Here is a 17,891-nt window from a genome sequence, read left to right on the forward strand (position 1 = left end):
CTATGCTGAACTTCAATCGCTTTTGGAATCCGACCACTCGATTATGGCTGACCTTTAGCGGCCTCGCTCTGCTCGCGGGCTGTACACAGGATCTCACCAATCTGAATGGCGAGAATGTTTTCGCCGACGGTAAAAACCTAACGGAAAATGTCGTGGTGAATTGTACAGAGACCGATCAGGATTTTTTTGATCGTGCCGTCTGGCCGACGCTGGTGACCAGTTGTGTCGGTTGCCATGGCGAAGCGAATGCCAGTGGCAGTGACGCGCCACCTCTGGTGTATCCGGCAAATCGTTCGGACGCCTACGGTATTATCCGCGACTATGTCGAGCGTGAAGGGATCAAGTTAGCCAACAAACCGTCCATGAACGGTGAGGGCCACACCGGCGGTAAGGTTCTCACGTTAAATTCAACGGAAGTGTCCGGGTTAGCGGAGTTCGTGGTACGCGTTCAGGATGGCGGTGCGTCCTGTCTTGATAACGGCGGGCAAAGTGCCCGAGAGGCGGGTTTCAGCGATGTGATCAACATCAGCGCAGCGCGGACGGTACGAAAAGCCGCGATTTTGATGCAGGGCCGCATGCCGACCCAAAATGAGCTGTCCAGTGCGCAAAGTTCCGAGCAAGGATTAGCGGACGTCCTGATGGGCTACTTACAGGGTGACACCTTTGATACCTGGTTAATGAACAGTGCCAACGATCACCTGTTAACCCGTAAGTACGTGACCGGCCAGACCGAAGCTCAGGAAGCCTTGAGTGCGGACACCTATAACTACAGCGGCCTTTATGACCGCACCTCTGCCGCATTCGATGCCGCCGAAGCGGCGGAAGTCGCTTGCGCGGACGCGGGTGGCATGCCTGCCGCCGATGCAGCGCAACCCGAGTGTCGTGAGGCGCAAGCGCTGCGCGCCACGGCAGGCATTATTTACCGAGAGACGCAACGGGCCATCGCGGAAGAGCCTTTGCAGTTGATCCGCCATGTGGTCAGTAACGATCGGCCGTACCGGGAAATTCTGACCGCAGACTACATGATGATGAACCCCTTCACCTACGATGTACTCGACGGTGCAACCTGGTCTGCCGGGTACAATGATATGGACGCAACAGACTGGCGTCCCGGCCACATCCGCCAATACCAAGTGAATTGGAACACCACGCTGCAGGCCAAAACAGGCAAGGCTTATCTGCCGTCCGCTGGGGTGCTGAGTTCTCCGGTGTTTTTACTGCGTTACCCATCGACAGATACCAATCGGAACCGTGCGCGAGCGCGCTGGACCTATTACTACTTCCTTGGCACCGATATTGAGCGCTTGGCAGTGCGCGCCATGGATCCGGAAGAGCTGAAGAACGTGACCAACCCCGGTGCAGAAGGCAGCAGTTGTTTTGGTTGTCACAAGATCATGGACCCGGTTGCGGGGGCGTTCCAGAGTTGGGGCAATGCCAGCCAGTATCTGGTCCGCAACGGTAACGACAGCCTGCCCCAGGTCTATGTCGACGGGGATGAGTACGTGGCTGGAGACCATTGGTACCGTGGACAACTTAAACCCGGATTCAATGGCACCGATATGCCGGTTAACCGCGACTACGGCAGCAACACCACACACGACGACGGTCTGCAATGGTTAGCCGAACAGCTGGTGGCCGATGCCCGTTTTGGTACTGGAACCGCCAAGTTCTGGTTTAAAGGCGTGTTTGGTCGTGATCCGCTGTTAGCGCCCACCGCAACAGAAGACGCCGACTATGAGGCCCGCTTGCAAGCCTATTTGGATGAGCAGGACCTCATTGCCGAATGGGCAGCTGACTTCCGCGCGGCCAATGATAATTTGAAAACTCTGTTAGTGGATATGATGATGTCCCCACTGTTCCGTGGCGAAAGCACCACGGATAGCGATGCTCAACGCCTGGCGGCATTGGATCAGCTCGGCCTTGGACGCCTCTTATCGCCGGAACAACTTGCGCGCAAGCTGGTGGCCACAACGGGATTCAACTGGCGCTGGCCATGGCAGGACAACAGTCAATTGCTGGAAAGCTACTATATGTTCTACGGCGGCATTGATTCCGATGGCATCACCAAACGGCCAGAGGCACTGAACAGTCTGATGTATTCGGTCACTGAACGGATGGCGAATGAGTTGTCCTGTTCAATTGTGGCCAGTGAGTTTTGGCCCGCCATGCCGCGAACCCTGTTCACCGGGGTGGCCATTGAAACAGACCCAAACACCGTAGAAGGCGAAGCCGCCATACGTGGTGCTATCAACAATATGATGTGGCGGTTGTGGGGCGTCAGTGACAGCGATGAACTCGATGCGCTGTGGGGGCTCTACAAAGCGCTTTACGATCAGCGGATTGCCTGGCGCACCGACGACGATCAAAACGGTGGTGTTTACGTCGCTGACTACCTGAGTTATGCCGCAGAATGGGATGGTGATCGTACCGACACCGCGCAGGATGAGTTTTGCCAACTGATCAATGCCGAAGGTGACGAGTATCCGCAGGATTGGGCGGGTATCGCACCGGCGGATTGGGCGAATCCGGCCTTAGTGCGCGAGCATTTGGGCAGCAACTACAACCCCGAGCAAACACTGCGCCCTTGGGTCGGCGTTTTAACCGCCATGCTCACCGACATTCAGTTTTTAACGGAGTAACGCCATGCAACGACGGGAACTATTAAAAGCCATGGCAGCTGCCGGTTTATTGCCCAGTGCCGGCTTGCTCAGTGCGCCGGCGCACGCTGCGGTAACCCGCTACGAAGGTCCGGTGTATATCGTGCTGTTCGCAGAAGGTGGGTGGGATGTCACCAGTCTGTGCGATCCTAAAGACGGATTGATTCGCCCACCGGGCAGTAATGCGGATGTCCGCATTAATCAATGGTCGGCGACACAGTCGATTCAGAGCGCAAACGGTATTTCGTATGCACCGGTGGCCGACAACGGCAGTCTGTTTACCAATCATGGCGCGAAAATGATGGTCATTAACGGGCTGGATGCGCAAACCAACGCGCACTCCGCCAGTGTTCGCCATGTCTTTTCGGGACGTTTTGCCGATGGTTATCCGGCAGTCACGGCGCTGGCGGCTGCACAGCACGGTGCCGGGCTGCCCCTGGCGTTTCTCAGCAACGGTGGCTACCGGGAAACCGCCGGGTTAACTAATTTTTCGTTGATGCAGGACCCAAGCTCGTTGGGTAACCTGATCAATACCAACGCGACGCCGTGGGGACCGACACAATTCCAACGGCCGGAACAGCTGAGCACCGTGCAGGCGTATCGTCAGGCACGGCTCGACCGGTTGCAGGCCCGGCAGGCATTGACCGAGCGCTTAAAACAGTCGGCCCAGTTTCTGGAACAAAGTGCAGCCGGGCGAGATCAACTCAGTTCACTGAATGAATTTATGCCGGAGACGTTAGCGTCCACCACGGACATTGATGGCAACTGGTTTCCTCTGTTGCGTCAGATTCAACTGGTGTTGGTCAGTGCGGCGGCGGGTTTAACCGTTGCCGCAGATGTGGTTCATTGGGGGTTTGATACTCACGCCAATCACGATGCCGACCATGGCGTGGCGTTGCGCAACCTAGCGGCAGGTATCGACTACATCTGGACGGAAGCCGCCGCGATGGACGCCTTACACAGTACCAATCTGGTGAGTCGGCTGCGCGTGGTCGTCGCCTCTGACTTCTCACGTACACCCTGGTACAACGACGGTAACGGCAAAGACCATTGGCCTATCGGTAGTGCCATCCTGATGCAGGATGGTGGCTTTAGCCAATCAGTGGTGGGCGCGACAACAGCGACTCACGACGCATTGGGGCTTAATGCAAATTTTGAAGCACAGCCCGAAGGACAGGGCGCCATCATTACCCCGGCGCACTTTCAGCGCTTGTTACGCCATTGGAGTGGTACGGATACGGCAAACTTCTCAACGCTGTTCCCGCTGGATGACAGTGGCTTAGATTTGCGTAGCTTGGTGTGAAGAAGCAACTTACGTAGCTTAACAAATCGACACCATAACTTACCTTGGTGGTAACGGTGTCGACTACATTGAACGGAAGAATCAGCAAAAGGAGCGTCTGATGATTCCGAAAGCCCTCTATGAAATGTTACCTGGTCTTTATGCCGCTGGTGCGGTGTTAACTCTCGCGATAAACGACTCACCCTTGCGTTTTTTCCCAGCGACGCTGCTGTTGTTTACGGCGGGTCTTGTGTTTTATCTGCGTTACGATTTTCGACACCTGCCGGCGAAAGAACGCGCCCAACGTATGGCCGAGCACTACCGGCAACAGCGGCGTAAACACAGTCTATAAAACAATAGGGCACTTCTGATTAAATCAAATCACCTCAGTCGTCTATCTGAAGGATTCACTGAGGTAGATGGCAATTATTCAGCGTTGCCGCAAGCAACCCGGTGCAGAATGTGCCGGGTTTGTTGTGTCTGTCTTTTTGGAAAAATGATTCAGTCTTACGCATTTATGCATACCGTTTCATTCGCTTGCCATCTATTTTTGCCGAAAAAAGGCAAGCCGAAGAATTTGTTCTAATCTCAGGTAATGTCTTTGATTGTCTTGAACCACCCATGATTCTATTCGTCGTATGCGTGCTTTTTGTCAGCAGCGCAACGTTTGCGCTCAGCCTGCGGTTATTGGTTCGCCAAAGTCACCGTCTTTCTTGGGAAGAACAGCTGACCTCCAAGGGTGGACGTTACCTGATCGCGGCAAACATAGCCTCCGTTGTTGGCATGGTGGGCTCAATCGCTTTTTTTGCCTTGGAAGAAATTCGCTCCGACTTGGAAACCAGCGCCCGTAAATCGTTGGATACCGTCTTGGAAACCACGCATGAAGCCTTCCGGATTTGGGCAGGCGACCAGACGGTGCGCTTGCGTCAGGTCGCCAGCGACCCGGAATTTCAGGACAACGTCCAGCTGTTGATCGCTCGGCATCAACAAAATAAGGGGCAAATTGATTCGACGGCGCTCGCCTTCATTCGTCAGCAGTTTAGGGACATTTCGCAGATTGATGACAGCATCGGTTTCTTTATTATCTCGATAAACGGGATCAATATCGGCTCTATGCGAGACAGTAACCTTGGTGCCGTGAATCCAATCTTGCGGCAGCGCCCTGAATTGTTTTTACGAGTTCTAAACGGCGAGACCGTTATGGTGCACGCGATTGAATCGGATGTGCCGCTGGCCAATCACCAAAACATCAAAGACAAGAACGTGCCGCCGACTATGTTTTTTGCGACGCCGATTCACGATACAGACGGTAAGGTCATCGCGGTGTTAACCGAACGACTGAACCCTCAGGATGCCTTCTCCCGGATATTTGCTCTAGGTCGTATTGGTGACAGTGGCGAAACCTACGCGTTCAATGACAAAGCACAGTTGGTATCGGACAGTCGGTTTTCAGACCAGCTCATTGCCAACGGCACCCTTACCGAAAACGAACAGAGTATCTTATCTATCCGCTTGCTGGCACCGGTGCCGCAAGGGCAGCGTGCGAACTACACGCTCATGGCGCAGAGTGCTCTGCAGAAAGAGCGCAACTTCAATACGCGAGGGTATGCAGATTACCGCGGTGTCAAAGTTATTGGCAGTTGGCTTTGGGATGAACAATATGAGATGGGCATTGCGTCCGAGATCGACTACGACGAAGCGTATCTACCCTACGTAAAAGCCCGTCTCATGATTTTGTTGATTCTGGCCGCAACATTGGGTGTCGCGCTGTTAGGAACCTTTATTGTGTTGAGCCTTGGCATTCGTACCACACGTTTTTTACAGAAAAATTCAGCCGAACTGGAACAACGTGTGCAAGAACGATCCGCAGCGTTGTTGGTTAGCGAGCGTCGACTGCAGACGGTGCTCGACACCATTCCTGCGCTGATTTATCTGAAAGACATCGATGGTAACTACGAACTGGTGAATCGGGAATTCGAGAAAGTGTTCAATGTACGTCGGGAAGATGTCGTTGGTTATTCCATATCGGACTTCGCCATGGTCAGTGAAACCAATGATCAGAAGATCATTCATCAACGGTTAAGCACCTCATTCGAAGAAACGCTGCGCAGCCCGCTGACTCAAAATATTTCCTACTACCAGAGTTTTAAAGCACCGGTGATCAATGAGCAGGATCAGGTCACGGGTGTGGTGGCGGTTTCTGTGGATATCACGCAACGAAAAACAACGGAGCAAGCGTTAAAACGAACCCTGGATGAACTGAATTTTGTGCAATATGCGATCGATAATGCCGCCTATATGGCCTTTTGGGCGGATATTAACAGCGGTCAGCTGATGTACGGCAATATGGCGGCCGAACAGTTTTTTGGTATTCCGCGCGAAGCCTTATCAGATTACAACCTGGTCCAGTTACAGTATCAGGGTCAACACAAATCGCTGGCCGAGGTGGTTAGTGAACTGCAAGCGGGTCCGCAAACCTTTGAGACTCAGTTTGTGGGCAATGATAAGCGCCCCAGAACATTGGATGTCACCTCGCAGATAGTGCGGCTAGGGCAAGTTGAGCGGATCGTGTCTTTCGCGCGGGACATAACCGACTTCAAAGATCTTGAAAAAGAACTGGTGGAATCGAAAGTTCGCGCCGAGGAAGGCAGCCGAGCAAAAAGTGAGTTTCTCGCCAGTATGAGCCATGAAATCCGCACGCCTTTAAATGGAGTACTGGGGATGATCGGTTTAGTCATGCGAACCCACCTGAACCCGGAACAGAAAGAACGATTAAAGATTGCACAGAACAGTGCCAGTTCTTTATTGGAGATCATCAACGACTTGCTCGATTTCTCAAAAATTGAAGCGCACAAACTGGACATTGAGTCGCTCGATTTCAATTTGCGAGACCTGATTGAAGACACTATTAAAACCGTCGCCTACCGAGCGGAAGAAAAAGGTTTGACGTTGTCGGTTGATTTTTCCAAACTGAAGCAAACCAATGTGAACAGTGACCCCACGCGGATTCGGCAAATCCTGCTGAATCTGCTGAGTAATGCGATCAAGTTTACTGATAAGGGCAGCGTGAAAATAACGCCCTATCTGGAATCGAATTGGGATAAAACGTTTTTAACCTGCCACGTCGTCGATACCGGTATGGGCATTGAGCCCGACCAAATGAAATTTCTGTTCGAGAAATTTACTCAGGCCGACAGCAGCACGACTCGCCGTTTTGGTGGCACCGGTCTCGGCTTAGCGATTTGTAAAAAACTCTGTCAGTTGATGAATGGTAATATTCATGTCTCCAGTACACCTGGCGTAGGCACGGAATTTATTTTCTTCGTTGAGGTTGAACAATCTGAAGCCGTCATTCAAACCTTACCTGTGACCAGCCTGAACGATTTGCGCGTGATGATTGTGGATGATCTCGACGTCAACCGCATTATCTTCCGGGCGCAGTTGCAGCAATGGGGCATCGGCGTTACTGAAGTTGCTGAACCTGTTTCGGCGTTTGAGGCATTACGTAGGAACCCGTCCAACCAACCAGATGTGATGTTGATAGATCTGAATATGCCGGGCATGGATGGGCTGACGCTGGTAGAACAGATTCGACAACAGCCGCAGTTTGACGACATTCAAATGCTGATACTCAGTTCCACCACAGAAGTAATGCATGTTAAACGGCTGCAGTCCTTGAATATTGCAGGCTACTTTTCCAAACCGGTGAGTATCAAAGACTTGCAGGATGCCCTTAGCCTAATCAAATCTTATTCCTCGACGCTCAGAGAAAATAAAGTATTGATCAGCAGCGCGTATTTGCAGTCTTTGGACCGAACAACATCGGCCAGCACGCATGAACACTTACCCATTCGGGAAGACCTCAAAATTCTGCTGGTGGAAGACAATCACATAAACCAACTCATTGTGAAAGGGATTTTGGAAGGTGTTGGTTTGCAGTGCGAATCGGCCAGTAATGGGTTGGAAGCCATTGATCGACTCAGCGAACACAGTGCCTCGTCCCCTATCGACCTGGTGTTGATGGATTGCCAAATGCCGGTTTTAGATGGCTACCGGGCAACCGAAAATATCCGGGCCGGTCACGCGGGGGAATGGGCAAAAACGGTTCCCATTATCGCACTCACCGCGCATGCGCTCAGCGGTGATCGGGAAAAATGTATTGCCTGTGGCATGAATGATTTTCTGACTAAACCCATCGATGAATCAGCGTTTTTAAAACTACTGAGTCGCTACTCGTCGCAGAAACCCGGTAAGCCGGAAACTGGTGCCGACACCCAGCGTCAACCTGAAAAAAATAACGTTAAACAAATGAAAGGAGGTGCGTCCGCAATGATGCAATGGCCGGATGATTTACAAAGTATCGATCGGCAGTCACCGCCAGACTTTGCCAAATATGCAAAAGCGTACCTCGCCGCACTGACGATTTTTCGTGACCAGGCAGACAGTCTGGCCACAAATTTGAGAGCCGCGTTCGATGCGGAACAGTTTGAAACGATTCGCGAAAAAACGCACAGCTTGAAAGGCAGTTCGGCCAATCTGGGTTTCGTGGATCTCAGCCAGCTCAGTGCCGATGTTGAGCAGTTGATCAAGCAGGGTAAGCCCTGTTCTGGCGAGCAGATCGACGCAATCTGCCGTGATCTCGGCACAGGTAAGCAGGATGCCGAGCGCATTTTGCAGTTGAATGCCTCCGACGCACCGGCCAGTACTCGTCACTGGCGTGATGTCGCACAGGAAATCCTCACACTGCTCAATGAAAATGCCGTGGTCAGTATCGAACTGGTCGATGAATTAAAAAACAGCCAAGACGACAGCGGGCAACCGGAACAGATGGCAAAAGTGGTGGATCAACTGATGAGTTTTGAATACGACGAAGCACAGAATATTCTAACGAAACTGCTGTAACCGCAGTTGTGTTAGCGTAACCGAGGCTGCAAGCGTTTCTATAATTGGCACCCTTTGGCTTGCGCTCGGCCAGCCTCTTTGGCGAGGTAAAGCTGTTGGTCGGTGGTGTTGATAAAGGTTTCCAGGTCGCACCGTTCAGGTTTCACGCAGCACAGCCCGGTACTGAAAGACACGGTCGGTTTTACCTGTGAGAACTCGTGTACAAGCCCGAGAGACTCAAGCTCTGTTTGAGCGCGTGCGAACAAGGCTTCCGCGTCAGCCAGGTTGGTTTCTGGCAATAACACCGCAAACTCCTCACCGCCATAGCGGGCCACAAAGTCGGCACTGCGGCGGAAGAATCCGCTAAGAAACTGGGCCACGTCGTGCAGGCATTTATCGCCGGCGGGATGACCATAGTGGTCGTTGTACAGCTTAAAATGATCAATATCGATCATCGCCAGCGTCAGCAATTTGTGCTCACGTTTGGCTCTGCGCCACTCATCGTTGATTTGCTGATCAAACGCGCGTCGGTTGGGAATCTCGGTTAAACCATCTACTCGCGCGAGATTCGCAAGCAGTTCGTTGCGGCGGATCAGTTGCGCTTGCAAGCGGACACGGGCCAGCAGGACCGATTGCACAATGGGTTTGTGAATATAATCCGCCGCACCCAGGTTCAGCCCGCGCACTTCATCCGCTGCACTGGTCAAGCCTGTCATGAAGATGACTTTTAAGTCGCCATACTGATCCGCGTTGGAAAAAAGCTCATGGCAGAAGTCCATACCGCTGCCATCTGGAAGCTGTACGTCTAACAGAATGATGTCGAACGGATGCTGCTGAATTAATTCACGCGCTTTAGCCAACGTTTTTGCCACCGATACACGGTAAGTATCGCGTAAGCTGGCAGCAATGAGGTGAAGGTTGGCCGGATCGTCTTCAACGGCCAGGATATGAAAAGTGCGTTGTTCGGTCATGAAAGCAGCAGTCTAACGTTTCTGTCAGTATAGCAGTTCTGTTAAAAACGCCAGATATGCGATCAAAGCAGGGCTGGTGACTGCCTGCTAACGCTCTGATTCGCTCAAAGACACAATACGGTCCGACTCCAACTGGATTTTCTTCAGTTTCAGCAGACGGCCAATCGCCTTTTTGAAGTTGCCCTTACTCACCTGGAACATATCGTATATGTCATCGGGCGATGATTTGTCGGACAGATTCAGCAAACCGTTATTGCGCGCCAGTTCATTGAGTATGCGATCCGCAATATCCACGCGGGCCTCATGCCCTTGCAACTGAATAGACAGGTCGATCTTATTATCTTCCCGGATCTGCTTGATATAACCCTGAATCCTTTGCCCGGGTTTCATCGGCTTCAGCACATCTTCGTTAAAGATCATGCCCAGGTACAGCGAATCGACAATGGCCTGATAGCCAAGATTGGTGCGCTTCACAATCATTAGATCGACGCGGTCGTTTTTCTCGTAGTTCGACGTTTCTTCGCGCAAAAAATTGCTCAGCTTCGCCGACCCGGTAATTCGCTGTGTATGCTCATCCACATACAGATACACCACATGCCGTTCACCCACTTCCATGGGCTTACGTTGCTGATTAAAAGGCACCAGCAAGTCTTTCGGCAAACCCCAATCCAAAAATGCGCCAAAGCTGGTCACTTCCTTTACCGTTAACGCCGCACATTGACCGACCTCAACATAAGGTTTCAAACGCGTGGCAATTAACCGGTCTTCCGAATCCAGATAGATAAAGACATTGATGAAATCGCCAATCTCGACCTTTTCCGGGCACTGTTTCGAGGGTAGCAGGATGGTGTCGAGGTTTTCACCGTCCAAATAGACACCAAAATCCATTTTAGAGACAACTTCGAGAGTATTGTGTTTGCCGATTTGGGCCATGAGAGCAGAGGTCCGGATGAGTAAAGTGCGCAGTATAGGTTATTTACCGGGTAATCGTGAAATGCCAATGATGCGGTGGTTGTCGTTGCGGTGAGTAGACTGTTTTGTCGAAAGCCGATCGAAAGTGTCGATAAACCTTACAAATGCTTACATTGATGTGACATTCGTCAGGTTTTTGTCAGTCAATTGGCAATAATGGTTGTAAATTTGCATCAGTAACCGTAATTTACCGCACGCTAAGGAAGATAGCGTAGATGTTGAAACATGGACACATGGCACCCCTGCCTCTGAACGGCAGCTCTGGGTGACTCCATTTATTGCCCTTTCTGCTGCACCCATCTTTTGTCAGATAAAGGGAATGAAATGTTTCAGAAGCTCGCCGTTTCTCTACTCAGCCTCATCAGCGTTACTGTGTTTGCCAACACGAACTTCAATGTTGACTCGTATGACATCTACGAATACAACATAACAGGTGACACAACTACCGAAATCATATTCATCGCGAAAGAAAAAATCCTACTGATCGCAGGCGACGTTTCCATTCCAATCAAGTACAAAGATGGTGACGACTTCTATCTAACCGGTAATACCATCGTTGCCGGCCGTGGCGGCTTTAATCCAAGCGGCAAAACCAAAACAACCCGGTTCAGTATCATTATTTCCGATGCCAATGGCGATGGCATCAATGACATGTTGCTCAAGCCAACTTCAGGTACATTGGTTCAAGTAAACGGCGGCACCACCAAGCTACCTTCCAGTGCCAGTTCCAGCAGCACGTTCGCAGGCTTTGAAAACGATGGCAATACCACCTTTACACCGGTTTCAACACCGAGTGGGCAGGCTTACAAAGTGGCACGCAACGGGGTCACCTTTTTTGTAGACAGTGAAGGCAACCCGTATAACATCTCCAAAACATTAGCCTCCGCAACCGCCGTTGGTAATTTAAAAGGCAACTTCACCGTGTCGCAGGGCGGCGCGGCAACCTATTCTCTGCCGATTGATCTGGTCCCAGGACCTGCCGGTATTCGACCGAATGTATCGGTAAGTTACTATTCGCAAGGTGGTAACGGGCTACTTGGTAAAGGTTGGAGCTTGTCGGCTACCGAGAGCATCACTCGTTGTAAAGCACCTGGCCGTAGCAAATCGGTACCAAGCTACTCAACGACAGATACGTTTTGTTTGAATGGTGATCCATTGGTTGCTTTTACTGCTGACGGCCAGAAGTTATACCGAAAGCGTATTGACGACGGAACGTTGTTGAAGTTTAACTATGCAGCAAACCAGTTCTCTGCGGTTTTAGAAAACGGCACAAAGAGGTTATTTAGTTCACATCTCAACCGCAACGCGAGCGGAACCAATACCAAATCTTGGTACTTGACGAGAGAAACACAGTTAGGCGGAGCATATTCTACTTATGATTACTCGTTTGATCATTCCAACGGAGAAGCCCTACTTACAAGCATACAATATGGCTCTCATAGCGTTTCTTTCTATTATGAAGAGCGACCAGACAGGTCTTTTGCCTTTGATAGTAACGGATCAAAAGTAAATCGAACGAAACGATTATCTTCGATCAGTACCAATGGTACGGGAGAGAATATAGCCACTTATTCGTTCAAATACGGATACAACAGTCGGCTTGATCAATCCTTCTTAACTGACATTCAAAAATGTGTGGGATCCAGCTGTTACGAGGAACTCACATTTGCGTGGAATCAACCGAGCAACACCATCTTCGAATCCACAGAGCATTCAGAAACCTTAGATAATAACTACGACACGAGAATTAGTTTTGGTGATATTGATGGTAATGGAACTACTGACATTATTGGCTTTGAAAAAAATAGTGATTGGAAACACAGAATTAAGGTATTTAAATCGAAATTATTGGTAAGTGATATCGATATAGATGGCGGTACTCGTCTGGATGAAGTTGTTAATGCCCCTCAGTCTGCGGATTATCAACTGATGATTTCTGATCTCGATGGCGACGGAATAGATGATATATTCTGGTACAACGGGAACAGGATTCAAACTTACAATAGTAACGGAAAGTTTGGTTTTGGTAATGCCAACCAGACTAGAGATACATGGGATTATGACGATTCAACATTAATTGATGTAAATGGCGATGGACTCACAGACTTAGTACACTCGTCAGGTGCCATGAATGCAGCCGGTCAATTGGTCAAGTCAGAAACGTTTGCAGTATATCTTGGTGATGGTTCAGGCTCCTTTACCGGTTCACCGAAGTTTGCAAAACGAAATGATGAAACGCATTTTGCGTTTGCAGATATAAATGGCGACAACAAGGCAGACGTTATCATGTTGCATGATGACGGCACTCTTGAGTACCGATATTCCACGAGTTCGCAAACGTCAGTTTCTTTTTCAAATGGCGGTACTCGTTCATTTACAAGTGATAACAAGAAAAATTTCAGTCTGACCACCGCAGACATTAATGGAGATGGCCTGGCTGACGTAGTTATCTCAAACAAACTCGGGTATGTCTCAGTGTATCTTTCCAATGGTAACTCGTTGAGTTCGGCTCCGCTTAAATTGAGGGAGCCGTGGACCTATGATGAGGATGAAGCCACAACAGCGTCTAACAAACCATTTTCACCACAGTTTCAGGATATAAATGGTGATGGCCGAACGGATATGGTCATAGATAATGACTATCGACCAGGGCAGATCGATGGGTTATTTGGTCCGCGCAGAAGCATAAACTTACCAGCAGTAGATCTAAGAAATGGTTTGCTAACATTTGTTGACATCAATGGTGATGGAGCTAAAGATGCGGTGGCAGCGATTACCAATAGATCATCATTCGCAGACAATAAAGTAAAAATTAGGAAGGGAACTTCGCCTGATCTAAGTATTGCTAGAATCAATGACAGTTACGAAAACCAAACGTCTATTGACTACAAAAATATGACGGATGCACAAGTCTATCAAAGATCGACACCAGCTTGGTTTAGAGATGGGATTTCTATCAGTTTGAATCCAGCCACTAAATTGGTTTACAAGACCAATACGTCAGAAGGCGATACCTATTTTAAATATGGTGGTGCTCAGTCAAGTCTTGATGAAGGTTACTTAGGCTTTCAACTTTTTTCATCTGTGACCGGGCGGGAATCTCAGGACGCTGAAGGGGCCCCACATACCAAGTCGATTATTGCGGTAACCTATTTAGACCAAAGAGACTATCTCGTTGGAAAACCTCGCCAAGTGTATAAGCGCGTGAAGAATGGCTCATCGGAATCTGTTTTTGCACAACTCAAATTTGAGGATAAAGAGGGTACTGTTGTTGCGGCGTATGGCGCTAGCAATGTGGCGCTGTTGGATACGCGGGCTCTATCGCCACGTAACGGTATTACCGGTTCGACTGGTGTTGGTGTTGGAGAAGGCGCGTCAACGTTCATTAGTGAGTGGACGGTTAAAACCTTAACCACAGGAATAGTTCGGCCAGTTTTGGCATCAACCGCCAATACCTACTTTGACCCTGAAGATGGTAACACTATTCTTGCTCGCACCATTACCTCCAATGATTGGGAAGTGGTAGGACCTGCCTTGGTGACGAGACCGACATACAGCGAAACGACCGAGGGTCTCGACAAAACAGTAAAGTCAGTTCGCCGTGATTTCGAAGTCTATGATTCAGTAACCGGCAGCAATAACCCGGACTACCTTATCAATGCCTTACACGTTGTTAAAGAGAAAGTAACAACAACAGCACTGGGCGACTGGAAAGATGAACTGGTAAACAATTCTTTGGCAACGACAGACTTCTATTACGTGAATAGAAGTTATGGCAGCAACAACCTGCTCTACAGCCAATACATTAGTGATCGTGAAGACGATTGGCTAAATACGACATTCTTCTATGACACCCGTGGTCAACTAACTAAGCAAATTGTGTCAAACAAAACAACGCCGACCTTCCCTCAGCATATCAGTCGAGTTTCTGAGTGGAAATATGATGCCGACACCGGCTTCCTGCTTTGGGAGAAAAACGCCGCTGGGCACTATACGGTATACGAAAATTACGACAAATATGGCAACCCGGGGAAAGTCACAGTCGGCGTTGGTTCGCCTGAGTCGTTAACCCAGGCGCTGAGTACGGTATATACCTACGATAAATTTGGTCGACAAACTAAAGTGACTTCGTCAGCAGGCCAAGTGGCTGAGACCAGTTACCACAATTGCGCTATTTCATTAAGTGGATGTATAGATGGTAAACACAAAACGTTAATAAAAACAAAGAACTACCCGGGCACCGAAACGTATCAGTATTATGACAAACGTGGCCTTAATACTAAGACCATTACATCCCATTTCAAATCGGATTCCGACGAATCTACTACAGATTACGTTGTAACTACTACGGAATACGACAAACATCAGCGTGTCGTTTCGACAACCGCACCGCGAGTTATTTCGTTCTTGGATGACAAAAGCGAAGGCGAAGCACGCAAACAGTATTACGATGTTTTTGATCAAAGTGTGCGAGTAGAAGACGGCGCTGGCGGCATTACAAAGACCATTTGGGATTATCAGGGCAACGGCGTAAACCAGCGCACAGTCAAAGTGTTAGTCGACGGTACCAGTAACTACCGAGATACCGTTGAAACCTATAACGCCCTGAACCAACTGGTGAAGGTGAAAGCACCCAATGGGTCTTACACACAATTTCTGTACGACCTGAACGGCAACGTAGTACGCCAATGGTATTCAAAGGCGAATTACTCGGTGACCACACCAGAAGCGAATACGGGAATCGATAAAAACCAAAGTCATGTCATCGTAAAAACCTATGACAAACGCAGCCGGTTGTTATCTGAAATAGACCCCGACAAAGGCGAAACTGTTTACGAGTACACACCGTTTGGAGAAGTGAAAACCGTAAAAACACCGCGTGCTATTGCTGGGGCTATCAGCGCGCAAACCTTTGCTTACGACCTGCTCGGCCGTCAGACGCGTACCACCAATAACGATGGCTCCGCGTGTTATTTCTACGACGAAAGCAGCAATGGCCCGTCGGTGGGTCAGCTAACCGAAACGCGTTATTACAAAGGCAGCAGTGTCACCTGTAACCCAAGTGCCAAAGTCGAAGGTTACTACGCGCAGCAGGTATACAAATACGACAGCAAAGGTCGCCTGCTTGATCACGACCAGTTTATTTCCGGCGCCGGCAGTTTCGACGCCACCTACACCTATACCGCAACGGGCCAGCCTTTAACAAAAGCCTGGACCGGAGGCAACGGCGGTTCGCTGACCGTCACCTACGGTTACGACAGTCATACTGGCATTCTAAAAACGGTAAAAGATGGCAGTAAAACCCACTGGACACTCACCGATGTTGATGCGTTGGGTAATGCCACCGGTGTGACATTGGGCAGTGGTAACAAGGTGATTAAAAACTACAATGCCAACACCGGCAGAATGGCCGATGTAGCCGTAACGTCCAATACGGGCACCTACGCGTCGTACCTAAACTATACCTATAACAAAGCCGGCTTTGTCACCAATATGACGGAAAGCGCGTTTTTGTATAACAGCACGTACAGCGAAACCTATCATTACGATGACATCGCGCACCGTCAGCTGACGTCTGTGGATGTCACAACCGGCGGTTCCACTAACGCTGGTGCGTTCGTTTACCAGTACGATGCCCTGGGGAACATCCGTTCCAGCAAACAGATGGGGGCTTACGCATACACAGATGCAACCGCACCGCATCGAGTTACAACGGTCAACGGTAAAACCTACGTTTATGGCAATAACGACGGCAATGTCACCAACGATGGTCGCCGTTCATTAATCTATGGTCACAACCATCTACCGACCCGTATCAGCCAGGGCAGTGGCAGTAGTTTGCGCCAATCCGAATACGTCTATGGCGCCGATAACGGCTTGCTGTACCGAAAAGATTCGGTAGGTACAACCGTATCGCAGGAAAACTGGTACTTCGGTGACATGCAGTTGACCAAAAAAGCGGGGCTGACTGAAAAGGTGTACACCATCGCCGAAGGCGTCACCCTGGTGATTGACGCCGGTAGCGGTGCGCAAAAAGAAGCGCAATACAGCGTGACCAATAACATTGGCTCGACGCATATCGTGCTGGATGAAAACGGCTTCACCAAGCAACGCATCATGTACGACCCGTTCGGTAAACCGAACAAGTTCTACACATCGAGCGCCAGCACTTCCATTCAAGATTGGAGCGGCTTCGCCAGCAAAGAGGGTTTCACCGGCCACGAACACATGTACGAACTTGACCTCATTCACATGAAAGGCCGCGTGTACGACCCAACCATCGGTCGATTCCTGCAAGCCGATTTGGTGGTGCAGGCACCAGGGCAGATTTTGAGTTACAACCGCTATGCCTATGTTTGGAATAACCCAGGGGCGTATACGGATCCGAGTGGGTATGTGTGCGGTTGTCCTGCGGATAGAAGTGAAACCGGTGGCGCCTATGATTCAACGAGTGACAACGCAACCGTTAATCCAGCAGGGCAACCGAAAGACACTAATGCAAAGAAGAAAGATGATAATGTTGGGAAAGCATTGAATAGTACTTCCGACATTCTTGGGGTTGCTGCGATTAGTCCTTTGGAAGAGGTTTATTTACTTTACTCTAGAGGGACCTTGGATTTACATATGAATGGCATGTTCTACTTACCACCAAGTGGGTCCATCTCCTCTATAAATAGATCTGCAAGTGTTTACTTTGGCCCAGCTCCCTTGGACTATACGGGTAGTCGAGCAACGGGTCATCCCGCTCCTTGGGTATCATTTATAAAAGATAATCACTATAAAACGGTCAGCCGTATAGAGTCTACCGCAAACCTATTGGGCTCCCTTCCTGGAGTTCTAGATGCATCCGCTTTAATGCTAGATACCTATTCCTGGCAAACAGGTAATATGACTGGTGGAGATTTTGCTACCTCACTTACTTCAACTGCTTTAACGGTTTTGGTTCCTGAAATCACATTACCCTCGTTAATTCTCGACCATGTAGTAGTACCCGCTGCTGAGTCTGGTGCTGCCGTTGTTGGAGCAGAGGTTAATAAATATTATGTAGAACGAACTACAGAAAAGCGCTCAGTAGTAGACAATGTTTGGTCGTTTTTTCCTGCCATGTTTCAATAGAATCAAAGAGGT

Annotated in this window: 7 protein-coding genes; 5 read left to right on the forward strand and 2 right to left on the reverse strand. The window is 49.7% G+C overall.

The features are described 5' to 3' along the window. Positions 1-2 precede the first annotated feature (2 nt). The 4 genes from IYN85_RS11245 (at position 3) to IYN85_RS11260 (ending at position 8,841) form a co-directional block, all read left to right on the forward strand. Complete coding sequence (locus tag IYN85_RS11245) at positions 3-2,639, forward strand: hypothetical protein (RefSeq protein ID WP_196158974.1); 2,637 nt, start codon at positions 3-5, stop codon at positions 2,637-2,639. Positions 2,640-2,643: 4 nt separating this feature from the next. Next, the gene (locus IYN85_RS11250; RefSeq protein ID WP_196158975.1) at positions 2,644-3,960 is read left to right on the forward strand and encodes a DUF1501 domain-containing protein; all 1,317 of its coding nucleotides are present in this window, start codon (positions 2,644-2,646) and stop codon (positions 3,958-3,960) included. A 100-nt stretch (positions 3,961-4,060) separates the two neighbouring features. After that, complete coding sequence (locus tag IYN85_RS11255) at positions 4,061-4,291, forward strand: hypothetical protein (protein WP_196158976.1); 231 nt, start codon at positions 4,061-4,063, stop codon at positions 4,289-4,291. 269 nt (positions 4,292-4,560) lie between these two features. Continuing rightward, positions 4,561-8,841, forward strand: coding sequence for a response regulator (locus IYN85_RS11260; protein ID WP_196158977.1), 4,281 nt, complete (start codon positions 4,561-4,563; stop codon positions 8,839-8,841). Between the two features lie 38 nt (positions 8,842-8,879). On the opposite strand, the gene IYN85_RS11265 is transcribed toward IYN85_RS11260, so the two are convergent. Together IYN85_RS11265 and IYN85_RS11270 are read right to left on the reverse strand one after the other, a co-directional pair. Beyond that, positions 8,880-9,791: a diguanylate cyclase domain-containing protein gene (locus IYN85_RS11265; protein ID WP_196158978.1), complete on the reverse strand. Its 912-nt coding sequence runs from the start codon at positions 9,789-9,791 to the stop codon at positions 8,880-8,882. Between the two features lie 87 nt (positions 9,792-9,878). Continuing rightward, positions 9,879-10,724, reverse strand: a complete 846-nt coding sequence (locus tag IYN85_RS11270; protein WP_196158979.1) for a S1 RNA-binding domain-containing protein — start codon at positions 10,722-10,724, stop codon at positions 9,879-9,881. 363 nt (positions 10,725-11,087) lie between these two features. Here IYN85_RS11270 and IYN85_RS11275 point away from each other — a divergent pair, with 363 nt between their 5' ends. After that, on the forward strand, positions 11,088-17,879 hold the full coding sequence (locus tag IYN85_RS11275) for an FG-GAP-like repeat-containing protein (protein WP_196158980.1): 6,792 nt from the start codon (positions 11,088-11,090) through the stop codon (positions 17,877-17,879). The last annotated feature ends 12 nt before the right edge of the window (positions 17,880-17,891 follow it).

Source organism: Reinekea sp. G2M2-21, from assembly GCF_015687175.1.
GTDB lineage: Bacteria > Pseudomonadota > Gammaproteobacteria > Pseudomonadales > Natronospirillaceae > Reinekea.